The sequence below is a fragment of the Streptomyces sp. NPDC001351 genome (assembly GCF_042896045.1).
Classification (GTDB): Bacteria; Actinomycetota; Actinomycetes; order Streptomycetales; family Streptomycetaceae; genus Streptomyces.
In genome coordinates this window covers 25,258-47,462 of sequence record NZ_JBIAWS010000027.1, presented here as the reverse complement: position 1 = coordinate 47,462, position 22,205 = coordinate 25,258, and the positions used below count along the sequence as shown (strand labels likewise).

Below are 22,205 nucleotides of genomic sequence, written 5' to 3'. Positions count from 1 at the left end.
TCCTTGCCGTGAGTTATCTTGACCAATGGGTCAACTTAAGGTCCCAGCCTAGCATCGAACTTGACCCCTAGGTCAACTTCGGTGCTGTCGGAGAATGCGACCATGGACGCCCATCACACGAGCAGGAGGGACGCCGGATGCGGGCCGACGCGCAACGCAACGCCCAGAAGCTGCGAACAGCGGCAGCCGAGCTCTTCCGTGAGCGCGGCCTCCAGGCCCCCCTGAAGGAGATCGCCCGCCGCGCCGGCGTGAGCCACGGCACGCTCTACAACCTCTTCGGCAGCCGCGAGGCGCTCATCGACGAAGTGGTCACCGACCTGGCCGCGGAGCGACTCGGCCAGGTCGCCGAAGAGGCCCTGGCCCGTGACGACGCCTGGGACGGATTCGCGTACTACATCGAGACGATGTGCGAACTGCAGGTCACCGACCCCGTGATCAGGGACGTGGTCACCGGCAGCTATCCGGACGCCGTACGCCTGATGGCCATCTGCCAGAGCACCCACGTCGCCGCCACGCGCCTCATCCAGCGGGCTCAGCAGGCCGGCGCCCTGCGCCCCGACTTCACAAGAGAGGACCTGCTGTTCATCTTCGGCGCCAACGGCCTGCTGGCCCAGGCTTTGACGGACGCGGCCCCCGAGGCCTGGCGCCGGGGCGTCGCTTTCACCCTCGACGGCCTGCGCGCCGAAGCCGCCCGCCCGCTCCCGGCCGCCCCGCTGACCCCGCAGCAGGTGCACGAGGTGATGCGCAACCTCACCGGCACGCCGTAACGGCCCGCGTCACGCCAGCTTCGAGCGATCATCGAGCCGGTGCCAGGACCGGGAGTGATAGACGAGTGGAGCCGCCACCGGCTCGGCGGCCCCCTCGGGCACGGACGCCGACACCGCGTGGACGACGAAGATCCAGGCCTCTCCCGCCTCGATACGGGAGACCACCTTCCCTCGGACCCACGCGGGGGCTGCCGTGAAGACCGGTTCGCCCGTGGCCAACCGCGTCCAGGCACTCGTATCGGCGAAGCGGTCGACCCCGCTGGTGGCCCCGAGCTGCGCGAGCCAGAGCTGGTCGCTGCCCACCATGTGGATGACGACGCTGTCGGCCCGCCGCAGGACCGCGCTGCTGGAGGCCCGCGAGGAGACGGAGAAGACGATCAGCGGCGGTTCGGCGCTGACGGAGGCCAACGAGCTGACCGTGATCGCGACCGGCCGCCCACCCAGGTCGGCGGTCACGACGGCGACCCCGGAGGGGTGCATCCGGAACGCCGACCTGAAGGTCTCGGCCGGCAGTGACTCCGCCCGTTCCGCTGCGGTCAGGTGGATCGGGGGGTGAGCGGGAGAAGGCATGGCGAATGTCGTCATGGCGGAAGGTCCTTTCGACGTGTCGAGTCCCGCCGTGGTGGCCCCGAGGGCCGGGCCGCGGGGCCACCACGCAGGAGTCAGGCCGTGCCGGCCGGGCCGTGACGGCCTCAGAGCGAACCGATCTCCGCGGTGTCGCGACCGACGAGGCTCTGGCCGTAGACCTCCCGGTTCAGCAGGGGGTTGTTCAGGCCGTGGCCGCTGGCGACGGTCAGGTCACGCCAGACGCGCTGGAGCGGGTTGGCCTGGGCGAAGCTGCTCGTGCCGACGATGTCGAGCATGAGCGTGACCGCCTGGCGGAAGTTACGCGTCGCGATCTCGGAGTCGCCGCGGATCCGCGCCCGGGCCGCCGCGTCGAGGACCCGGCCCTCGCGCGCGGCGTCGTCCATCTCGTCGGCGGACCTGAGCAGATGCATGCGGCCCGCGTCGATCGCGACCCGTGCGTCGGCGAGGGCGAGGCGGTAGCTGGGGGCGTCCCGGCGGTCCGTGTAGGCCCAGTAGCTGATGGGGCGGCCCTTGGCGAGGTTCTCCGTCGTGAAGTCCCAGGCGGCCTCGGCCATGCCCAGCAGCGGACCGCACAGGCCGAGACAGGCGAGAGCGTTCAGCGGCGCCCGGTAGCTTGTCTCGTCGTCGTGCCAGATCGGGAAGACACTCGTGCCCATGAACGTCTCGAGGTCCAGGGTGCACCGGTCCTCGACGAAGAGGTCCTCGGCCACGAGGGTGTTGCTGCCGGTCCCCGCCATGCCGACGACGTACCACGTGTCCTCGATGCGCATCTCGGCCAGCGGCATCAGCGCCCACCGCACCTCCGATGGCTGGCCCTCCGCGTCGAGGACGAGGAACGCGTTCAGCGTCCACTGGGCCTGGTAGCAGCCCGAGGCGAAGCCCCACTTGCCGTTGATGCGGTAGCCACCGTCGACCTTCTCGGCGGTCCCGCCGGGGGCGAACTGGCTGATCGCGACGTTGCGGGGGTCCGGGCCGTACACCAGTTCCCGCACGTCGTCGGGGAAGAGGCCCATGCCGAACGCGGTCGTGTTGGCGATGAAGGCGACCCAGCCCGCGGACGAGTCCCCCCGAGAGATCTCGGCCGACAGCTCGATGAGGGTCCGGACGTCTCCGCCGACTCCGCCCGACCGGCGGGGCGTCGTGGCCTGGAACAACCCGGACTCGCGCAGGGCCCGCTCCGTGTTCTCGGCCAGGCGGCGGTTGCGCTCGGACTCGTCGGCATGCTCACGCAGGAGCGGCCGTAGGTCGCGGGCGGTCCGCAGCAGACGTTCGCGCGCTTCGCTCTGCGCCTCCGGTCCAAACGTCGTGACGTCATCGAGAGCAGTCATGAGGCCTCCTTGCCTCGGCGGCTCACCTGCCGAAGCGGTGGCCGGCCATATCGTCCTGCTGCCGATTGAAGTCCCGGCGTGACGCCGGTCTCTATGCCTGACCTGCCAAGCTTTCGACGCCGATTGGGCCCGGGGTCCAAAACGGGTCCAAGGTGGGTCCAAGGTGGGGTCCAGAACGGTGGCGCGGTCGCCGGGCTCGTGCGTCGAGCAGCTCACGCCGGAGGTCGGCCGGCCCGTGCCCCGGGTGCGCGGGATTCGCGACGTGTGCCCGTCAGTGAGCGGTGTCGTCCAGATCGGGGAACAGCTCCGCGAGGCGGAGTGCCGCGTGCAGTTCGAGCTGGGAGTCCCTGACGGAGCGGCCCAGGAGTTCCTCCGCCCGCTTGACCCGGTAGATGACCGTGTTCTTCGCGACCCGCAGCTCCTTGGCGGCCTCCGCCGGACTGCCGTGGCAGTCCAGGTAGGCCCGCACCGTCCGGCGCAGAACCCTGGTGGAAGCCGCGCTCGATCCCAGCGCGCCGAGTTCGTCGCGCACGAAGCGAGCGGCCTTGCCGGGGTCCGCGATCAGCAGCGAGAGCAGCCGGACCTCGTCGTACCGGACGACACTCGCGCCCGCCGTCGAGCGCGCACCGAAAGCCCCGACCCGCACGGCTTCGAGGGCCTCCTCATGGGTGGACCGGAAACCCTCGACGCCTCGATGCGGAGCCCCCACGCCCACCAGCACGTCGGCCCCGCCGGGCAGCAGCGGCGTCTCACCCGGTGGCCGCGCCCGGAACGCCCCCCACGCCCATGTCTCGGTACGGTCCACCGGCACCACCAGTTGAGCGTCCGCGCCGAAACCGCGCAGGAGGGACCGGGCCAGGTGGTCCAGGTGATCCGCGGTGTGGCTGGGCGAGTCGGCCGGATGCAGCACCAGGCCGATGTGGTACGCGTTCGTCAGGGGGTGGGCCAGTTGCCGGGACGCCGCGTCGACCGCGCCCTCCCCCGCCAGCAGTGCCAGAACCGTCTCGTACCTGGCGGCGGCGGTGCTGCTCAGAAACCGCTCGTTCTGGGCGGCGTACGACTCGGCGGTGATGGTGGCGAAGGTGTCGGCGAACTCGAAGAGCACATGAGACACATGCTCGAGTGATGCCGCGAGATCGGTGAGCGGCACCAGGGAGCGGCAGCCGCCCATGAAGTGATCGGCCAGCTGTGAGTGGATCCTGCGCTGATGAGTCAGGAGCAGGTCGACCGGAACCCGGCGGCGGACCAGGTCCACCAGGTGTGCCTCCGCCTCGGGCGGGATCTGGGCCGGTGGGTGGCCGTCGGCCTCGATGGCGAGGAGCGTCGAGATGACGATCGACTCGATGCTGGAGCGCATGACCTGCCGGCCTCTCAGGCCGGTGCCGGTCAGATCCGGGAACGCGCCGTCCTGGACGATGTCGGCCGCCACCGCGACCGCCCACGCGACCGGCTGGTCACCGACCTGGTCGATCGCACGGCGTACCGTTTCGCGAGTGCAGGTGGGCTCCCCGGGGTCCACGGCCGGGTGCAGCTTCCTCACCCACGCTCCGATGTGCTCGGCCAACCCCGCCTCCCGTCCCGGCCGTCCTGCGACGCGACTGTCCCAGTCCGCGTGGCTCGGCTCGACGGCTCTCAGATGAATATGAAGATTGGACCATCTCGACCGCCGGTGCGCAGCAGCCGCTGCACCCTCGTCGTGTTGCGACCACCCCCCCGGGCCCGCCCAGGCGCCGGTCACCGCGGGCGAACCGCCGGTTCCGGCGGGCTTGCCGAAGTCGGCTGATCGGTGAGCCGGGACAGCAGGATCCGGAACGTGGCGCCCTCGCCGGGGGCCGACTCGACCTCGATCTGTCCGCCGTGAGCGGTGATCAGGGAGTGGACGATGGACAGGCCGAGGCCGGCGCCGCCGGTGGCTCGGTTGCGTGAGGTGTCGGCGCGGTAGAAGCGCTCGAAGATACGGCCGCTCTGCTGCGGGGTGAGACCCGGTCCCTGGTCGGCGATCTCCAGGACGGCGTGGTCGCCGACCGTGCCGACGCCGATCCGGAGGGGGGTTCCGGGTGGGGTGTGGGTGACGGCGTTGCCGACCAGGTTGGTGACGACCTGACGCAGCCGGGCCTCGTCGGCGAGGGCCGGTGCGGGCGCGGGCGGGCCGTCACCGCCCGGACCGGTGAGCGTGACGGTGCGGGCCGGGTCCAGGGCGCGTACGTCGTGGAGGGCGTCGGCGGCGAGGGTGCGCAGGTCGGTGGGGGTGAGGTCGAGGTCGGGTGGGAGGCCGGGGGCGGGGGAACCGGTGGGGCTCTCCGTGGTCTTCAGCGCGTGTTCGTCGAGGCGGGCCAGCTGGAGCATGTCCTCGACGAGCCGGGTGAGACGTTCGGACTCGCGGGCGATGCGGTCCATCGTGGCGTCGATGTCCTCGCGTGCGGGGAGGGCACCCATGCGGTGCAGATCGGTCAGGCCCTTGATGCCGGCGAGCGGGGTGCGCAGCTCGTGGCTGGCGTCGGCGACGAACCGGCTCATCCGCGCCTCGGACTCGGCGCGCGCGGCGAACGCGGTCTCCAACTGCCCGAGCATGCTGTTCAGCGCGGCGGCCAGACGCCCCAACTCCGTCTTGGGCCCGGCCAGTTCGGGCACCCGGCGGGACAGGTCGCCGCCCGCGATCTCGGCGGCGGTCTGCTCGACGCGGGACAGCGGACGCAGCCCGGAGCGGACCGCGAACCAGCCCGCCACGGCCAGGACGGCGAGCAGGGCGAGGCCGGTGGTCCGGTAGTTCTGCCACATACGGCCCACCGTGCCGTCCACCTGGCCCATCGGCATGGCCACGACCACACTGCCGGAGGCGGCGGAGCTCGTCACCGCGGTCCCCGGCAGCGCGGCACGCGCGGCTCTGGGCACGGCGATCACCCGCCAGCGTGCGTCGCCCTTCGTGCTGCCGACGGTGAAGGAGCGGCCGCCGTGGGCCTCGACGGCGGCCGTGTCCAGCCGGGCGAGTGCCGGACCGTGCGCGTTGCTCGTCCGGTCCGCGGCGAAGGAGTCGATGCTGCTCTCGACGGCGCCTTCCGCGGTGACGTACGTGATGACGGGGTTGCCGAGGACGGCCGTGTTGAAGTCGGCGAGGTACGCCGGCGGCGTCCGGTCGGCTCCGTTCTCCGCCACCGTGGCCGGCAGGACGGCGAGTACCTGTGCGGCGGCCCGGAGTTGGGCGTCGACGCGGTTCTCCATATAGCCGCGCAGGGCGTTTCCGGTGACCAGGGCGAACGCCGTGAAGCCGGCCGCCAGCAGGGCGACGGACAACAGCAGCACCCGGCTGCGCAGGGACGCGCGCGCCCACAGCGCACGGGCCCGAGGGAGCCTGGTCACGTCTTCGCTCCACGCAGCACGTACCCCACGCCGTGCACGGTGTGGATGAGCTTCGGACCACCGTTGTCGATCTTGCGGCGCAGATAGCTGATGTAGGTGTCGACGATGCCGGTGTCGCCGTTGAAGTCGTAGTCCCACACCCGCTGGAGGATCTGCGGCTTGGAGACCGTCCGCCCGGCATTGGCCATCAGGTAGTGCAGCAGCCGGAACTCGGTGGGCGACAGGCGCAGCGGCTCGCCCGCACGGGCCGCCTGGACGCCGTCCGGGTCGAGTTCCAGGTCGGCCACGCGCAGCAGCGCGGTGGGGTCGCCGCTCGTGCGGCGCAGCACGGCCCGGATGCGCGCGATCAGCTCCCGGAGGTCGAACGGCTTGGTGACGTAGTCGTCGCCGCCCAGAACCAGGCCCTCGATCTTGTCCTGGGTCGCGTCACGGGCGGTGAGAAACACGACCGGGATGTGGCCTGTGCGCGGCGCCGCCGCCGACCGGTACCGCTCACGCAGCCGGCGGATCACCTCGAAGCCGTCGAGGTCGGGAAGCATGACGTCCAGCAGAACGAGATCGGGCGAGACCTCCTCCGCCCGGTCCAGGGCCTCCTGGCCGGTGCCGGCGGCGGCGACGGTGAACCCGGCGTGCCGCAGGGCCGCGCACAGCAGTTCCCGCACGGTGGGCTCGTCGTCCACGACCAGCAGGTTCACGCCGGTCGGGGCACCTGCGCGGGATGCGCCTTCGATGCCGGTGCCAGGTGGGGCAGAGCGCTCAACAGGTATCAAAGGGGGCCTCCAGGCAACCGGGACACGCTCCCGGCCCCGCCGGACACGCGGACACGGCAGAAGGCACGCACCCCGCGGCGGGCGGGATCCTGCCCGGCAGGATACGAAAGAGAGCTGTGGTCACCATGCGAGGCCCCCTGTCACTACGCCCTGCGGAACCCGCGCACCGCGGACAGCACGCTCCCGGCGAACCCGGCCAGGGCCCCGACGAGCAGCCCGAACACAACCGTCAGCAGCACGCTGCCACTCAGCTCGGCCTCCACTCCCCCCATCGTGCTGCCGAACATGCTGACGCCGAAGTTCCCGGACGCCCCCGCCAGCCAGGCCGCAAGGCCCAGGACGACGGCCGTGACGACACCGAACCGCTCGGCCATGGCGAGGTGCCCGGCCAGCGGGCCCCGATAGGGAAGCAAGGGCAGGGCCCGGCCGCCGTGCGTGGCACGGGCCGCCCGGTAGGCGCAGGCGAGCAGGATCAGACAGGTCACCGCGAGGGCCGCGAGCCACAGCGGCCATCCGCCTGCCGACAGGGACCTCAGGTGCTCGGTACGGTCGGGCTGCTGACCGCCGCCCATGCCGCCCATGAGTGCGGCGAGCGGGTTGCCGCCGCCGTCGCTCTGCGCCGGGTGCACCGCGGCCGTCCAGGAGGAACCGACACCGAGCGTCAGGAACACCGCCAGGGCGTTCGGGGCGACCAGCAGGACGGCACCCGCCGCCGAGGCGGCCCGGCCACCGGCCACCGCCCCGGCGACCGCCAGGGCCACCAGCGGAACCGCCACCAGGACGAGGCTCGTGCGGACGACCGCCGAGAGACCCGGACCCCAGATGGTGCGCAGCCGGTCCAGCGCACCGCCCACCGGCAGCTGCACCCGGCGACTGATCAGGAATCCCGCACCGAGTACGACGGCCACCCACAGCACCGCGCCAAGGCCCGCCGACCCCGCGCTCACGTGGTACGTCATGGCCTGTTGCGCCCCCGTACCGCCACCGCCCATGAAGCCACCGAGGCCACCGCCGTCCGCACCGCCCATGAGGCCACCCAGGCCACCACCGTCCCCACCGCCCATGAAGCCGCCCAGACCACCGCCGTCCCCACCGCCCATGAGATCGCCCAGCCCACCACCGCCCCCGAATCCCCCGGCAGACCGGTCGCCGTCGGCTCCGTCGGCTCCTCCCATCCCGGTCATCGCCGACGCGGGCATGCTGACCGATCCCCGTGCCAGGGCGGCCACGATCATGAAGGTCACCAGTGCCGCGGATGCCGCTCCGGCCGCCCGCACGGCCAGTTCACCGGCCGTGAACCCCCGTTGCTGCCCCTGACGCAGCCGCCGGGAGAACGCGATCCACAGCACGACGGCGCCGACCAGCGTGACGCCGAGCGGTACGGCGTCGACGGCACCGCTCATCGACGGGCCCATGCCGCCACCGCCGAACAGGGAGGCCAGACCGCCCATCGACCCGGTGTCCGCGGAGACATCCGAACCCGCGCTCACCGAGCCGCCGACGGCCATGGCCGTCAGGGCCGTCGTCAGCGCCCACAGCGACCCGAACGATCCGGCGTCCAACAGGGCCAGCGCCAGCGCGGACACGGCCGCCATGGCGACCACCGCACACAGCACGGCCGCCGCACCTTCCAGGGCGTTCTGCCACGGGCCGATCAGCCGGACCGGCACGGTGTGGCGTGGGGATCGCGGGCTCGTACCGGGCCGCGGGCTGGAACCGGGCCTGGTCCTGGGATGGGGCGTGGTGACAGCCATAGGGGTAACAGCCATAGGGGAGGCACTCCGCATCGCTCGCGGGGGAGCACGCGGCGCCGAGCGGGGGGAGACTACGGCGCCGCGTGCCAGGGACCCGCACACAGTCACGGTTCCGGGTACGACGTTCCCGAGAGGTTCTGGGAGATTTCTGTGAGCCGGTGCGAGAGCGACGCAGGTCGCGCGGCGCGCACGACCGGCGTGCCGCCCCGTTCTCAGGAAATTCCCAGAGTCGGCCTACGGGTGCCGTCGTGCCTGCGGTTCCCCCGCCCGGCCGAGGTCCTGACCGCGGGACCTGGCCAGGGTCTCGGAGGGTGCGGTACCGAAGCGCCGGCGATAGGCGGCGGAGAACCGGCTCAGGTGGGTGAAGCCCCACCGGCCGGCCGCTTCGGTGACTCCGGTGGTGCCCGTGCGGAGGTCGGCGTGAACCCGGTCCAGGCGGACGTTGCGCAGATACGTCATCGGGGTCACACCGAGGTGCTCCCTGAACCCTTCCTGGAGGCGTCGCGCGCTGATGCCTGCGGCCCGGGCCAGGTCCCCGACGGTGAAGGGGGTCTCGGGATGGGCCTCGATCAGGTCGACGGCCTTGCGTACCGTCCGTGGGTAGGCGGGGGGTTGCGGACGCAGCAGCGCTTCCGAGTAGGTGTGCGGCTGGGCCAGCAGCAGACCGCTCACTAGGAGGCGCTCGAAGTGCCGCTGGACCGCGGGCCGGCCGATGAGCCCGCCGGTGTTGTCGGACTCCGCGAGCAACAGGTCCAGCGTGCTGCGCCAACTGCGGCCGGGCGCGGATGTCAGATCGAAGCCGAACGCGAATTCCAGCGGAGCCTGCAGCGAGCGGCCCAGGAGGGCTTCGAGCTCGGCTTCGACGAGGCTCCGGTCGATCTTGATTCCCAGGTGCTGCTCACCGCGGTCGCAGCTCAGCAGCCGGTGCTGCCGCGTCGGTGTGAAGACCATCGCGTCTCCGGCGGTGGCCACCATCTCCTGGCGTCCGGTGGCGGCTTCGAGGGAGCCGCGCAGGACGACATTGACGTGGTAGTGCGACGGCGTACGGCCGGGATCGACGCGTGTGCGCTGGCCGAAGGTCATCAGGCCGACGGTGATGTGCTCAGTGCGTGTGCCACGGAGTTCGCCGCCGGGGCCCTCGGGGCCCGACAGCGGGGTGACGTCCGCCGGATAGAACAGGTCGTTGAGGCGTTCGCGGAAGTCCTCGAAGCCCGAGTCGCGGCACAGTACGTGGCTCGCAAGAGGTGAGCGGCCCATACGTCATTGTTGTCCGCGCCTTGCCCGCGCAACAAGGGGTGATCCGCGGGTTCCGGCGGAGAACCCCAGGTCATCGGTCTGGTGCGAGCATGGTCACACGGGCGGTGGACGCGAGTCCTCCATGCGGCCTCCATGTTCCTCCAGACCGCGTCCCCGGACCGGTCGTCCGAACGCGTCGCGCGATTCGGCTGCCGGTCGCGCTGCGCGGATATCGCCCCCGGCCTCGGCTCCCTAGCGTTGTCGTGACTCACTCGCCCGGAGCCGCCGCCCGGTGCGAGGAGCGAGCCACCACTGGAGGAATGTCATGCCCGGCACCGACGAGGCGGCGCAGGCCATCACCGCCGCAGCCTTCGACAGTTTCCGCGCCACCCCGGACCCCCGGCTGCGCGAACTGCTCCAAGGACTCGTCCGCCATCTGCACGGCTACGTCCGTGAACTGCGCCCCACGATCCAGGAGTGGGAGTACGCCGTGGACTACCTCACGGCCGTCGGGCAGAAATGCGATCCCACCCGCCAGGAATTCATCCTGCTCTCCGACGTTCTGGGTGTCTCCATGCTGGTCGAGACGGTGAACGAGGAGGGCGGAGGCACGGAGAGCACGGTCCTCGGACCGTTTCACGTGGTGGAGTCCCCGAAGCGCGAGAGCGGGGACAACATCGATCTCATGGGCACCGGAACGCCCTGCGTCGTCTCGCTCCGCGTCACCTCGGCGGACGGCCGCCCGCTGGCCGGCGCGAGCGTCGACGTGTGGCAGTGCAGCGAGGACGGCTTCTACGACGTGCAGCAGCCCGACGTCCAGCCGCTGGGCAACGGACGCGGACTGTTCCGTACCGACGACGAAGGCCGCGTGTGGTTCCGCACGGTCGTGCCGAGCCACTACCCCATCCCGACCGACGGCCCGGTGGGCGCGCTGCTCGACGCCACCGAGCGGCACCCGTACCGCCCGGCGCACATCCACTTCATCGTCGAGGCCGCCGGCCACCGGCCGCTGACGACACACATCTTCGTCGCCGACGGCCCCTACCTGGACTCGGACGCCGTCTTCGCCGTCAAGGAGAGCCTGGTCGTCGACTTCGAGCAGGTCGACGACGCGGAGACGGCCCGCGCGTACGAGGTCAACGCTCCGTTCCGCAGGGCCGAGTTCGACATCACCGTCGAGCCCGAGACAGCGGAGGACGCCCTGTGAACACCCCGTTGGACTTCAGCTACCAGGCGCTCCCGATGCGCGTGGTGCTGGGCACCGGCGCCCTCGGCCGGCTCGCCGACGAGATCGACCACGCCGGCCTCAAGCGGGTCATGGTGCTGTGCTCGCCCGGACAGCGGGAGCTCGCCGAGACCGTCGCCGGCCTCATCGGCCCGCGCGCCGTGGACATCCACCCCCACGCCCGTATGCACGTGCCCGCCGAATCGGCGGCCGAGGCCCAACGACGGGCGAAAGAGGTGAACGCGGAGGGCTGCGTCGCCGTCGGCGGCGGCTCGGCGATCGGCCTCGGGAAGATCGTCGCCCTGCGGTACGGCCTGCCGGTCATCGCCGTCCCGACGACGTACGCCGGGTCCGAGATGACGCCGGTGTGGGGCCTGACGGAGAACGGCGTCAAACGCACCGGCCGGGATCCCCGTGTGCTGCCGGTCTCAGTGCTGTACGACCCCGCGCTCACGGTGGCCCTGCCCGCGGCCGTCTCCGCGACCAGCGGCATGAACGCGATCGCGCACGCGGTCGAGGCCCTGTACGCGCCGGACGCCTCCCCGTTCATCGACCTGATGGCCGAGGAAGGAGTGCGGGCGCTGGCCGCCGCACTCCCCCACGTCGTCGCCGACGGCACCGACCTCGACGCCCGCGCCCGCGCCCAGTACGGCGCCTGGCTGTGCGGCGCCTGCCTCGGGGCCACCACCATGTCCCTGCACCACAAGCTCTGCCACGCCCTCGGCGGCACCCTCGACCTGCCCCACGCCCCGACCCACACCGTGGTGCTCCCGCACGCCCTCGCCTACAACCAGGGCGCGGCACCCAAGGCGGTGGCCGCGCTCGGCCGTGCCCTCGGCGACTCCGCCGACCCGGCCACGTATCTGTGGGACCTCGCCGGCCGGCTCGGTGCGCCGCGGTCCCTGCGGGAGCTCGGCATGGCCGAGGGCGACATCGACCGGATCGTCGAGGTCGCGCTGGCCAACCCCTACGCCAACCCGCGTGAGGTGACCGCGGAAGGCCTCACCCGGCTCCTGCGCGCCGCCTGGTCCGGACAGCCCCCGGCCTCCTGAGAGCACCTCCGCGCAGCGCGGAGCCGGCGGGTGGTCGCCCTCGCCCCCGTCGTCATCACTCCAGTCCGCGCTTGCCCGGCGCCCAGAACGGCTTGGTGAGGACCGACCGCCGGTCCCAGCCCGCCTCCCGCACAAGCACCTGCTTCACCGCTTGCACGGTCCGCGCCTCCCCGGCGACATACGCGACACCGCCGGCCGCGGGAGCGAGCCGTCGTACCGAGTCCGGCAGCGATGTACCGCCCCTGACCAGCCAGTCGAGGCGGTCGCCGTGGGCCAGCGGCAGCCGGTCCGCCTCCGTCGCCGTCTCCACGCAGCCCGAGACCCGCGCCCCCTCGGGGAGCGCCGCCAGCATCGCCCCGAAGGCGACGGCCGCGGTCTCGTCCCCGGCGAAGAAGTGGTGCGTGGCGTCCGGGCGCAGCACGAAGGAGCCCTCCGGCCGGCTCAGCCGGACCTGGTGTCCCACCTCGGCGGTCCGCCCCCACACCGCGCCGGGCCCGGCGCCCGGATGGTCCAGCACGCACAGCTCGACGGCACCGGCGGGTTCGTAGTGCCACACCGAATACGTACGCCGGGTCAGCCCGTTGCCCACCAGTACCCGCACCTGCTGTCCAGGCTGCACCGTCAGCCCGGCGAGCGCGTCGCCCTCGATGCGGAGCCGGCGCATACGGGCGGCGATCGGTTCGGTGGCCGCGACGGTTCCGCGCAACGTCAGCAGGTCGAGGACGGGATCCAGCAGGGCGGGCATGACGGGCTCCAAGTGGGAGAGAGGGCCAACCGGGCGGCGAGGGAGGGGAGTTGTGACGCGATCGGGGGGGTAGGCAGGCCTTGGCACAGGCGGCCGGGCGGAGCCGGAGCGGCGTGTGATCAGCGCACCGGGCCCAGTGGCATGACCTTGCGGTACGCCGACACCGCGAGCACCGCGACCGCGACGTGCATCAGGAGCAGCGCGACCACACCCGTCACCTCGCCGTCCTCGAACTTGAAGAAGTCCGGGACGAAGGACACCACGACGACCGAGGGGACGAGTGGGCGCAGCAGCCGTTCGGGATCGCGGGAGAACCTGCGGACGAGGGCCCATCCGGCGGATCCCGCCAGCACTCCCAGCACGGTCAGGAAGATGTACGACGAGGCCTTGAGCGGGTCGAAGTCGTCCGGTGCGCCCAGCGCGTGCGCCAGCACGGCGATCAACGCGTTGGCCACAGAGGACAGCAGGATGGCTACGACCACACCTCCCGCCACCACGAGCGGACCCCGGCGTGCGGGAAGCGTCTGGGAGACAGAGGACACGGCAACTCCAAATGGTGGGTGGGGGCTTGGTCGGTTCTTGGGGCCGCTGGTGGCGTCCACTCGCTGAAGGAGACGTCCGGCGTCGACGCCGGTACGCCGGACTGCCCGCAGCGTTCCTGGCCAGGTGGGCCTCGCCGTTGGACGGGCGGGAACGGAGGCCAGGGGCACGGGTGGTTCCTCACAAGGGGCGGTGGAGCAGCGGGCCGTCGTCCGCGGGGCCGATCGTCGCCGCCCGCTCCCTTCCCGCACATCGACCGACCGACGGGATCTCAGTCCACCGATCGGTGGACCCGCCCTCACTGGCCGGCTGATTGTTCCGGTACGCGACTCACCTACTCTGAGGGCCATGGCACTGCAACAGGCATGGACGCGGGAACGGTGGAAGGCCATGGGGCAGCACGCCTTCTTCGCCATCGTGCTCGCCCTGTCCATGCCGAGTGCGCTGGCCGGGGCGGACATGACGACCGGCGCGGCGCTGTCGCGCATCGGCCCGACGGTGGGGCTCGCCCTTTGGTACGTGTACTGGATCGCGCTCCGCGGCGGCGCCGACCGCCCGCCGCTGACCTACCTGGTCGGGGCCTTGGCCGGGTGGGCGGTCATGGCCGTCGTGGACCCCGCGTTCCTCCCGGTCGCCGTGGCGGTGCTGAGCCCGTACTGGCTGCGGCGGGCCTGGTGGTCGGCCGGCGGGGTCCTCGTGCTGGGCGCCGTCTGGTGGTGGCAGAGCCTCACCACGGACGGCCCGGTCGATGTGCGGGCGCTCACGGGCTGCGTGCTCGGCACCGCGGTGGGGGTCACCATCACCTGCTACGTCGCCACCCTCGACCATGAGAGTCACAAGCGGCAGCGGCTCCTGGACGAGCTCACCGCCACCCAGGCCGAACGAGCGGCAGCGGAACGCCAGGCGGGCATCCTGGCCGAACGCCAGCGCCTGGCCCGGGAGGTCCACGACACGCTGACCCAGGGGTTCGCGTCCATCGCCATGCTGCTGGACGCCGCACGTGCCGATCTGCCGCCCGACTCCCCTGCGGCCCGTCGCGTCGAGCAGGCCATGCGGACGGCTCGGGACAACCTCGTCGAGAGCCGCCGCCTCGTGCAAGCCCTGCGCCCGGCGCCGCTGGACCGCACGCATCTGGCGGACGCGGTCCGCGAGCTCACCGCCCGGCTGGCGGAGGAGACCGGCACCGAGGCCTACACGGTCGTGACCGGCCGACCGGTCGCCCTGCCGCCCAGTACCGAGGGCGAGTTGCTGCGCGTCGTGCAGGAGGCGCTGACCAACGCCCGGCGGCACGCTCGCCCGGTGAGTGTGTCGGCCACGCTCTCGTACCTCGGCGATGTCCTGGCGATCGACATCCAGGACGACGGCACCGGTTTCGCACCCGCCGCTCGGCACACCGGCATCGGCCTGATCACCATGCGGGAGCGCATCATCGCCCTGGACGGCACGTTCGCGGTGGAAAGCGCCCCGGGCGAGGGTACGACCATCGCCGTCACGGTGCCGCTCCCGGCCGAGTCCCCGTCCACCGGACCCTCGGTCTCGGAACCTGCGGTCTCGGAACCTTCGGCCACCGTGTCGGGCAACGACCGTATGGCGCCGGCGTCATGAGGCCTTCGACGGGTCCCACGATCCGGGTCCTCCTCGTCGACGACCACCCCGTGGTCCGCGACGGGCTTGCCGCCGTGCTGGCGACCCAGCCCGACCTCGATGTCGTGGGCGAGGCCGCCAACGGTGCCGAGGCCCTGCGCCAGACCGCCGCACTCGCACCCGACGTGGTGCTGATGGACCTGCAGATGCCCGGCATGGACGGCACCGCCGCGACCGCCGCCATCCGTGCCGCCCACCCCGACGTGCGGGTACTCGTCCTGACCACCTATGACACGGACGCCGACATCACCGCAGCCGTCGACGCCGGCGCGGTCGGCTACCTGCTCAAGGACACGGGACGACACGAGCTCTGTGAGGCCGTCCGTACCGCCGCCCGGGGAGGTGCGGCACTGTCGCCCACAGTGGCCGCCAAGGTCCTCGCCCATATGCGCGGCGACCGGGGCGGCGGCTTGTCCGGCCGGGAACTCGAAGTCCTGTCCGCCGTGGCCCGGGGGCAGAGCAACAAGCAGATCGCCCGTGCCCTGCGCCTGTCCGAGGCCACGGTCAAGACCCATCTGCTGCACATCTACGCCAAGCTCGGCGTCGGCGACCGGACCGCCGCCGTCACCGCGGCGCTGGGCGGGGGGATCATCCGCATGGACTGAGCGCCGGCGACGTCGTCGTGCCGGTCGCCGACGCCGCTCCGCGAACTTCGCCTGCCGGTGTGTTGTGCCGTGTCAGTCGTTCAGCCGTACGGTGACGAGGACGCGGCCCTTGTCGTCTCGCTGGGCCACGGCGTGGCCTTCTCTGTCCGCCCCTTCCAGCTCGAGCGATATCGGGCCGCCGTCCCCCGTGAAGTTGCGCCACCAGTTCTTGGCGTCGGGGAAGGCCACGGCGATGGTGACGATGCCGCCCTTGTGCTGGTAGGCCACCGGCGTGCTGAACGTTCGTCCCGACCGCCGCCCCGTGTACTTCACGACGGTGAGATGGCGACGGACCCATCTCCCCCACCGGTCCGACGAACGGAGTCTCACGATCAAGCCGTTGAAGCGGCTGACTCCTCGTCCCTTGAACACCCCACTGCGTCCCACGATGCCTCCCGGGTTCGATTCCCGATCGTCCTCCCGCCTGCGCCGGAGACGTCGGGGACAACAACACCATGTTCTGTGCCCGGGCACGAGACCACGTTCGTCCAAGCGGAGCCCAGGGCACGGCAGTTGAGGCAGCATGGCCTCGGCTGCCCGGATCAATTGCTGCACAGCGGTGTTTGAAATGCAAATCAAGTGCTAGTGTGCAGTTGTCCAAATTTGAACATACGCTACACCGCCTTGGGGTACTCGTGAACGTACTGCTGTGGGTTTTCCAGGCCTATCTGGCCGCCTCCTTCGTTGTGTTCGGGGGCATGAAGATCCTGCGAGACAGAGAAGAACTCGCCAAAACCGCCTTCGGCTGGGTCGAGGATTTCTCCGACACATCTGTGAAGCTCATCGGGCTGCTCGACGTGTTGGCGGGCCTCGGCCTGATCCTCCCGGGTGCCACCGACATCGCGCCGGTACTGACTCCCTTGGCCGCTCTCGGCGGCATCATGCTGGCCGGAGGTGGGTCCGTTGTTCACCTCCGTCGCTCCGAAACCGCGAAGGCCGCTGTGAACCTTCACTTCATAGCCTTGCTGGCCGTGGTCGCGTGGGGCCGTTTCGGGCCGTACCAGTTCTGACCGCGTCCGCACGGGTTCCATGGCCGACACTCAGCAGCTCTCCGGCCGCACCGACCACGAGGCGGCTTCGTCGAGAAGACCTCACGAGACCCGCACAGTTGACGAATTCCGGGGCTGACGCCGACCGCTCCGGCCAGCTGGCCCTATGGCGCCGGTCGATGAGGCGGGTGACCTGCGGAACGGGCTTCACGTGCGGGCACGGGTCAACAGCAGGACCGTCCAGGACGGCTCCACCAGCCAGATGATCCACCGCGCGGGCAAGATGCCGGCCATCTCACGCACCCCCACGCCGCATCCCGGTGACCTGCTCAGCACCGACACCCCCTCCGGCTACACCCGCCGGCCTCCCTGGCTGCTGTGGCCAGGCGATGTGGTGGAGACCGAGGTCGGGCGCCTCGGGATCCGCGCAACACGATCACGGGCGGGGAGCATTGTCGAAATCCCCTCTCGGGGAACCGCTCGACGTGGACGCTGTTGTTCCTGCGGTCTTCTCCAGGCAGGAGTAGTCACCTTCCCCTGCCGAGCCGAGCGCGGCGGACTCCATTGTCGCTGTCATTGCACTCTTCATTTCAACCTTCGGTCCGCAAAATGGACCAGTGGACCACCGAGAGGACCTGTGGCAAGGTAGGGCCCGACGTTCCGGGAGCGTCAAGCGGGTGGGCCGGATGCTCCTGGGGCGCGAGCCGGTGCTGTCTCGCACCCCCACTCCCGGAGGCGACATGTCCAGTGACTTCCGCGACCACCTCTTCCCGCTCGACCATCCGCGCCTGAGCGCATTCCGATCGTGTGATCCGTACACCTATCTCGACGCCGTGCGGCAGAACCCGGTGGCCGACGAGGTCGCCTCGGCATGGACGGAGCTGTTCGAGAACACGGAATTCCGTGGTATCACCACAGACGGCCGGACCGTGCCGGAGCTCTTCGGCACCGAACGCGACGAGGGCGCGGACAACAACGCGGCGGTCGATGCCGCCGTCGCACTCCTCGGCATGCTCGGCCCCGGCGAACAGAGCCGCGTCCTGCACCCCCTCCACAGCCGGGTGTGGCGGGCCTGGCTGAACCCGGAGTTCTGCCTCAACCCCTTCGGCATCCGGCTGGAGGAGGTCGACGAGAAGATTCGCGATCAGGTGTTCCGGCTCGTCGCGGCGTGTCTGAGCCCCGCGGGTTACCGAAAGGTCCGGGACATCATGAGAGTCAACGGGTTCCTGGGCGAGCTCGTCGATCTGCCCCGGATCCTCAACGAGCACAGCTACAACATCAACATCTTCGGCACCCCGTCCGTGACCGAGCCGTGGGGCTGGAACCTCTGGGGGCACCACCTGGCCGTCAACTGCCTGCTGATCGGCGGCCGGCAAGTGCTCACGCCGGTCTTCTTCGGTTCCGAGCCCAACCTCGTCGACCGCGGCGAGCACGAGGGACTGTCACTCTTCGACGAACAGGAACGGGCAGGGCTCGCTTTCGTCAGGAACCTGACGCCCGGCCAGGCCGAGCAGGCAGTGCTGTTCCACCAGAAGCGGGACCCGGACATGCCCCCAGGGCGGCTGCACCCCGCCGACGAACTCCACCTGGCCGGAGCGTTCCAGGACAACCGGGTCATCCCCTACGAAGGGGTCCCCGGCACAGAACTCCACCCGGCCCAGCGGGCGGCGCTCATCGATCTGGTGGCCCTTTTCCTCGACTACCAGCCCGACGGGCCCAGGAAGGCACGGATGGCGGACGTCCGCCGCCATCTCGACGAGACCCACTTCTGCTGGATCGGCGGACGCGGTGACCAGGACACGTTCTACTACCGCGTACAGAGCCCGGTCGTCCTCGTCGAGTTCGACCACCACGCGGGCGTGTTCCTCGCGAACACGGAGCCTGAGAAGTTCCACACTCACACCGTCGTCCGAACGCCGAACGGCAACGACTACGGAGCCGAACTCGTCCGGCGCGCGACGGGGACTCCGCACCGTCTCCAAGGACCCGTCTAGGGAAGGGTGTTCGCGATCCACTGCCCCATGGCGTCCCGCCGTGGTGTAGCCGATCAATGCGCCGGAATCCGCAGGTCAGGGACGGCCCTCCGCCGGACCAGGGGTCCAACTCGCCTCAGCAGGCCACATGTCCCGTGACGAGGGGAGAGCGATGAAGAGGTCGAGGAGGGTGTCGTCTGTCGGCGCCGCCATCCGCCCCGGACACGGCTGACCGATCGCCTCACTGTCGGTCCCAGGCCCGAAAAGCCCTATGACAAGTTCGCCTCAACCCGCCGCAGGCGGGTACGGGCCGCTGAGCGCGCGATCAAAAGGACAGGACAGAACAGCCATGGATTTCACGGAGACCGAGAAGATCCGGGATCTAAAGCTACGAGCCACCCAGTTCCTGGACGAGTTCGTCATCCCCGCAGAACCGGTCTACGCGCAGCAGAAGACCGAGATCGGCCCGTGGGACACACCGCCGGTCATGGCGGAGCTCAAGAAGGCCGCCCGTGACCGCGGCCTGTGGAACCTCTTCCTCCCCGGAGAGCGGGGCGCGGGCCTGACCAACCTCGAATACGCACATGTCGCCGAGATAACCGGTCGAAGCCCGTGGATCATGCCGGAAGCGCTGAACTGTTCCGCGCCCGACACGGGCAACATGGAAATCCTCGCGCACTTCGCCACGCCGTCCATTCAGAAGCGGTGGCTCAAGCCCTTGCTCGACGGTGAGATCCGCTCCGTCTACTCGATGACCGAGCCTCTGGTCGCCAGCTCCGATGCGAACAACATCGACACCCTGATCACTGAGGACGCGGACGGCTTCCGGATCAATGGCCGCAAATGGTGGTCCAGCGGCGCGATGAGCCCCGCCTGCAAGGTGGCCATCGTGATGGGCCGCTCTAATCCGGGCGGAGAACACCACCGTACCCACAGCATGGTCGTGGTCCCGCTCGACGCCCCCGGGGTGAACGTCCTGCGGTCGACCAGCGTGTTCGGGTACTCCGACAGCGGTCACGGCGGTCATGCCGAGATCCTGTACGACGATGTCCGGGTCCCTCGCGAGAATCTCCTGGGCGAGTTGCACGGCGGCTTCGCCATCGCCCAGGCACGCCTCGGCCCCGGCCGGATCCACCACGCCATGCGCCTGGTCGGCATGGCCGAACGCGCCTTCGACCTGATGTGCGTGCGCGCCCAGGAGCGCACTCCCTTCGGTAAACCGCTCGCCGAGCAGGGCGTCTTCCAGGAGTGGGTGGCGGAAGCACGCATACGTATCGAGACGACCCGTCTGCTGGTGCTGAAGACGGCATGGCTGATGGACACCGTCGGCAACCGCGGCGCGGCTGTCGAGATCTCGGGTATCAAGGTGGCCGCACCGCGGATGGCCACGTGGGTCATCGACCATGCGATCCAGGCTCACGGCGGCGGTGGTGTGAGCCAGGACTTTCCCCTGGCCGAGTTGTATGCCCAGGCCCGCATGCTGCGTATCGCCGACGGGCCGGACGAGGTCCACAAGATGTCGCTGGCGCGCCGTGAGCTCCGCCGCTTCGCATAAAATATTCCGTTACCCGGGCCGTGACACTTCAGCAACGCCGTCGTAGCATGACGTTCGCTAGGCCACGCCGGTGTGGCACGCCGCACCGGCAGTGCGACGTTCGCCCGAAAGGCGGGACCATGGCGGACAGACGTGCACCGGCGACGCAGGCCCGGCCGTCCGAGGCCGTGTACCGCACGCTGCGGACCCGGATCATCACCGGCGAGCTGCCTCCCGGCCAGCCGCTCAACGAGCGCGCCAGCGCCGTCGCATTCGGACTGGGGCTGTCCCCGGTCCGCGACACGTTGACGCGCCTCGTGGGTGACGGCCTGGTCCAGGTGGTCGCCCCCCACGCGTACCGGATCACCCCACTCACCCTGAAGTCGGTCAACGATCTGTTCACCGTTTGGACACTGGTCGGCCCGGAGATGGCCGCGCTGGGCACCAGCCGGGCCGACCCGAAGCAGGCCGCCCAGCTGCGACAGCTGATGATGGACGGGAACGCCTTGCTGGCCGGCCCGCTGGACCGGGACGGGGTCGTCCGGTTCATCGACATCACCGAAGAGACCTTCGATCTGGTCGCGAGCGCCGCCGACAACGACCGGCTCATGGAGGTCTACCGGTCGCTGTCATGCGAGTTGTGGCGTGTCCTGACCTTGATCCTCATCTCGGCCGACTGCGTCGACACACTCCGGGCCGCAGGCGTGACATGGCACTCGGCGATCGACCGGCGGGACACGCTCGGGGTCATGCGGCTGACCCGCCAGATCGCGGGAGCAACCCGCGCGTCGGCCTTGCGCCTGCTCACCGACCGGACGAAGAGCGGCGACGGCGTGGTGATTCCGCTGCGACGCTGAAGCCTACGCCCACACCACGCCGCTGGATGGCGTATTTCACGGGAGCTGCCCGGGGCTCCCGACGTTCGTGCGTAAGCGGTATCATCGGCGTGCTGCTATATCACCGAGTTTCTCGATCGCCGGGAGCGAGTAACGTGTCAGTGCCCTCGTCCGAACCACTGTCCCTCGGCGATGCCGCCTACCGACAGCTACGGGCCGACATCGTGTCCTGCCGGATCGCCCCAGGCCGGCGCCTCACCGAACGCTCGCTCGCCGAGTCCACCGGCTTCGGCATCTCCCCGATCCGTGACGCGCTCGCCCGCCTCAGCCACGAGGGCCTGGTGCGGACGTTGCCCCGCAAGGGCTACCAGGTGACCCCGCTCACCCTGAAGTCCGTCGACGATCTGTTCACACTCTGGCGGATCATGGGACCCGAGACCGTCCGGCTCGGCGTGCAGGACGCCACCGCCGAACAGCGCCGGCAGATCGTCGCCGCGTTCTCCGCGGCGCTCCCCGGCAGCAACCCGACCGGCGGCGAGGCCGACGAGCAGCCCCTGCAGACGATCGAGACGGTCCCCGCGGCCTTCGGCTGCCTTGTGGCGGCGACCGACAACGAGTACCTCATCAAGGTGCACGAACGGCTGCAGAACGACATCATCCGCGTCCTGGCGCTCATCGCGGCCGAGGCCGATACTTCGGTGCCGACTCCGCCGGTCGACGCGGAGTGGATCGGGTTCATCGAACGAGGCGACGGTGACGCCGCCGCGACACGTGTCCGCGACTACATCGGCGACATGCACACGCGCGTCCTGAGAATCCTGACCCGCTGGCCGTCGGTCGTCACCAGCGAGATCACCTCGGTGCGCGACTGACCTACGGCGAGGCAGGCTGAAACAGCAGAGTCCGTGATGCCGGTCCACCTGTTGCCATGTTCGCCCTGGAGACCGCATCTCGGTGGCATCCGACCGGCCTGTCCGGGCTCAGCCGATCGCTCGCCCTGCCCCAGCCTTCCGTCCGACGCGGTCTGGCGAGGGGGAGACCGTTCGCCCCATGGTCGCTGCCGGCGACGAATGACACTGATCGAACGGATGGACAGTCCAAGCCCGGTTCACGCCGTCGCGACGCCGAGCGCCCTCGGTCCCTTGCATGCCCGCACCGAGGAAAGGCGGTGCCGACCCGGCAGGACCTCGCCAGGAGCCATCCGTTCGTCAGCACAGCACGGT

21 protein-coding genes are annotated in these 22,205 nt (G+C 70.5%); 11 read left to right on the top strand and 10 right to left on the bottom strand.

From position 1 onward, the window contains the following. Positions 1-137 precede the first annotated feature (137 nt). Positions 138-767: a TetR/AcrR family transcriptional regulator gene (locus ACFY1U_RS49630; RefSeq protein ID WP_390700708.1), complete on the top strand. Its 630-nt coding sequence runs from the start codon at positions 138-140 to the stop codon at positions 765-767. 9 nt (positions 768-776) lie between these two features. Here ACFY1U_RS49630 and ACFY1U_RS49625 read toward each other — a convergent pair whose 3' ends face one another. The 7 genes from ACFY1U_RS49625 to ACFY1U_RS49595 all read right to left on the bottom strand — a co-directional run bounded on the left by ACFY1U_RS49625 (position 777) and on the right by ACFY1U_RS49595 (position 9,821). Then, a complete protein-coding gene (locus ACFY1U_RS49625) occupies positions 777-1,352 on the bottom strand; it encodes a flavin reductase family protein (RefSeq protein WP_390700707.1) in 576 nt (191 codons plus the stop codon). Between the two features lie 107 nt (positions 1,353-1,459). Next, entirely contained in the window at positions 1,460-2,683 is a 1,224-nt protein-coding gene (locus ACFY1U_RS49620; RefSeq protein WP_390700706.1) for an acyl-CoA dehydrogenase family protein, read from the bottom strand. Between the two features lie 271 nt (positions 2,684-2,954). Then, positions 2,955-4,247: a PucR family transcriptional regulator gene (locus tag ACFY1U_RS49615; RefSeq protein ID WP_390700705.1), complete on the bottom strand. Its 1,293-nt coding sequence runs from the start codon at positions 4,245-4,247 to the stop codon at positions 2,955-2,957. A gap of 170 nt (positions 4,248-4,417) precedes the next feature. Continuing rightward, a complete protein-coding gene (locus ACFY1U_RS49610; RefSeq protein ID WP_390700704.1) occupies positions 4,418-6,040 on the bottom strand; it encodes an ATP-binding protein in 1,623 nt (540 codons plus the stop codon). Beyond that, positions 6,037-6,735, bottom strand: coding sequence for a response regulator transcription factor (locus ACFY1U_RS49605; protein WP_390700703.1), 699 nt, complete (start codon positions 6,733-6,735; stop codon positions 6,037-6,039). Before ACFY1U_RS49605 ends, ACFY1U_RS49610 begins: the two co-directional genes overlap by 4 nt. 218 nt (positions 6,736-6,953) lie before the next feature. Further along, positions 6,954-8,480, bottom strand: coding sequence for a streptophobe family protein (locus ACFY1U_RS49600; RefSeq protein ID WP_390700702.1), 1,527 nt, complete (start codon positions 8,478-8,480; stop codon positions 6,954-6,956). A 318-nt stretch (positions 8,481-8,798) separates the two neighbouring features. Further along, positions 8,799-9,821: an AraC family transcriptional regulator gene (locus tag ACFY1U_RS49595; protein ID WP_390700701.1), complete on the bottom strand. Its 1,023-nt coding sequence runs from the start codon at positions 9,819-9,821 to the stop codon at positions 8,799-8,801. Positions 9,822-10,125: 304 nt separating this feature from the next. On the opposite strand from ACFY1U_RS49595, the gene ACFY1U_RS49590 reads away from it, so the two are divergent. Continuing rightward, complete coding sequence (locus ACFY1U_RS49590; protein ID WP_390700700.1) at positions 10,126-11,007, top strand: dioxygenase; 882 nt, start codon at positions 10,126-10,128, stop codon at positions 11,005-11,007. After that, positions 11,004-12,077, top strand: coding sequence for a maleylacetate reductase (locus tag ACFY1U_RS49585; protein WP_390700699.1), 1,074 nt, complete (start codon positions 11,004-11,006; stop codon positions 12,075-12,077). Before ACFY1U_RS49590 ends, ACFY1U_RS49585 begins: the two co-directional genes overlap by 4 nt. Before the next feature lie 55 nt (positions 12,078-12,132). Here ACFY1U_RS49585 and ACFY1U_RS49580 read toward each other — a convergent pair whose 3' ends face one another. Both ACFY1U_RS49580 and ACFY1U_RS49575 read right to left on the bottom strand, forming a co-directional pair. After that, the gene (locus ACFY1U_RS49580) at positions 12,133-12,822 is read right to left on the bottom strand and encodes a siderophore-interacting protein (protein WP_390700698.1); all 690 of its coding nucleotides are present in this window, start codon (positions 12,820-12,822) and stop codon (positions 12,133-12,135) included. Positions 12,823-12,941: 119 nt separating this feature from the next. Then, a complete protein-coding gene (locus ACFY1U_RS49575) occupies positions 12,942-13,364 on the bottom strand; it encodes a DUF6069 family protein (protein WP_390700697.1) in 423 nt (140 codons plus the stop codon). A 346-nt stretch (positions 13,365-13,710) separates the two neighbouring features. Here ACFY1U_RS49575 and ACFY1U_RS49570 point away from each other — a divergent pair, with 346 nt between their 5' ends. Continuing rightward, the gene (locus ACFY1U_RS49570; protein ID WP_390700696.1) at positions 13,711-14,967 is read left to right on the top strand and encodes a sensor histidine kinase; all 1,257 of its coding nucleotides are present in this window, start codon (positions 13,711-13,713) and stop codon (positions 14,965-14,967) included. Next, entirely contained in the window at positions 14,964-15,611 is a 648-nt protein-coding gene (locus ACFY1U_RS49565; RefSeq protein WP_390700695.1) for a response regulator, read from the top strand. The genes ACFY1U_RS49570 and ACFY1U_RS49565 overlap by 4 nt, the downstream gene beginning before the upstream one ends. A 72-nt stretch (positions 15,612-15,683) precedes the next feature. Here the strand turns inward: ACFY1U_RS49565 and ACFY1U_RS49560 are convergent, their stop codons facing one another. Further along, positions 15,684-15,878, bottom strand: coding sequence for a hypothetical protein (locus tag ACFY1U_RS49560; RefSeq protein ID WP_390700694.1), 195 nt, complete (start codon positions 15,876-15,878; stop codon positions 15,684-15,686). A gap of 407 nt (positions 15,879-16,285) precedes the next feature. Between ACFY1U_RS49560 and ACFY1U_RS49555 the strand changes: the two genes are divergently transcribed. The 6 genes from ACFY1U_RS49555 (at position 16,286) to ACFY1U_RS49530 (ending at position 21,854) form a co-directional block, all read left to right on the top strand. Then, positions 16,286-16,660, top strand: coding sequence for a DoxX family protein (locus ACFY1U_RS49555; RefSeq protein ID WP_390700693.1), 375 nt, complete (start codon positions 16,286-16,288; stop codon positions 16,658-16,660). 145 nt (positions 16,661-16,805) lie between these two features. Continuing rightward, positions 16,806-17,288, top strand: a complete 483-nt coding sequence (locus tag ACFY1U_RS49550) for a fumarylacetoacetate hydrolase family protein (protein ID WP_390700692.1) — start codon at positions 16,806-16,808, stop codon at positions 17,286-17,288. A 91-nt stretch (positions 17,289-17,379) separates the two neighbouring features. Next, on the top strand, positions 17,380-18,633 hold the full coding sequence (locus ACFY1U_RS49545) for a DUF3500 domain-containing protein (RefSeq protein WP_390700691.1): 1,254 nt from the start codon (positions 17,380-17,382) through the stop codon (positions 18,631-18,633). 328 nt (positions 18,634-18,961) lie between these two features. Further along, positions 18,962-20,167, top strand: a complete 1,206-nt coding sequence (locus tag ACFY1U_RS49540) for an acyl-CoA dehydrogenase family protein (protein ID WP_390700690.1) — start codon at positions 18,962-18,964, stop codon at positions 20,165-20,167. A gap of 119 nt (positions 20,168-20,286) precedes the next feature. Then, positions 20,287-21,003, top strand: a complete 717-nt coding sequence (locus ACFY1U_RS49535) for a GntR family transcriptional regulator (protein WP_390700689.1) — start codon at positions 20,287-20,289, stop codon at positions 21,001-21,003. Positions 21,004-21,137: 134 nt separating this feature from the next. Continuing rightward, entirely contained in the window at positions 21,138-21,854 is a 717-nt protein-coding gene (locus ACFY1U_RS49530) for a GntR family transcriptional regulator (protein ID WP_390700688.1), read from the top strand. The last annotated feature ends 351 nt before the right edge of the window (positions 21,855-22,205 follow it).

Excerpts from the sequence above, each read along its gene's own strand:
- ACFY1U_RS49630 (WP_390700708.1), top strand. The coding sequence starts at position 138 with ATGCGGGCCGACGCGCAACGCAACGCCCAGAAGCTGCGAACAGCGGCA.
- ACFY1U_RS49625 (WP_390700707.1), bottom strand. The coding sequence starts at position 1,352 with ATGACGACATTCGCCATGCCTTCTCCCGCTCACCCCCCGATCCACCTG.
- ACFY1U_RS49620 (WP_390700706.1), bottom strand. The coding sequence starts at position 2,683 with ATGACTGCTCTCGATGACGTCACGACGTTTGGACCGGAGGCGCAGAGC.
- ACFY1U_RS49595 (WP_390700701.1), bottom strand. The coding sequence starts at position 9,821 with ATGGGCCGCTCACCTCTTGCGAGCCACGTACTGTGCCGCGACTCGGGC.
- ACFY1U_RS49590 (WP_390700700.1), top strand. The coding sequence starts at position 10,126 with ATGCCCGGCACCGACGAGGCGGCGCAGGCCATCACCGCCGCAGCCTTC.
- ACFY1U_RS49580 (WP_390700698.1), bottom strand. The coding sequence starts at position 12,822 with ATGCCCGCCCTGCTGGATCCCGTCCTCGACCTGCTGACGTTGCGCGGA.
- ACFY1U_RS49570 (WP_390700696.1), top strand. The coding sequence starts at position 13,711 with ATGGCACTGCAACAGGCATGGACGCGGGAACGGTGGAAGGCCATGGGG.
- ACFY1U_RS49565 (WP_390700695.1), top strand. The coding sequence starts at position 14,964 with ATGAGGCCTTCGACGGGTCCCACGATCCGGGTCCTCCTCGTCGACGAC.
- ACFY1U_RS49550 (WP_390700692.1), top strand. The coding sequence starts at position 16,806 with ATGGCGCCGGTCGATGAGGCGGGTGACCTGCGGAACGGGCTTCACGTG.
- ACFY1U_RS49545 (WP_390700691.1), top strand. The coding sequence starts at position 17,380 with ATGTCCAGTGACTTCCGCGACCACCTCTTCCCGCTCGACCATCCGCGC.
- ACFY1U_RS49540 (WP_390700690.1), top strand. The coding sequence starts at position 18,962 with ATGGATTTCACGGAGACCGAGAAGATCCGGGATCTAAAGCTACGAGCC.
- ACFY1U_RS49535 (WP_390700689.1), top strand. The coding sequence starts at position 20,287 with ATGGCGGACAGACGTGCACCGGCGACGCAGGCCCGGCCGTCCGAGGCC.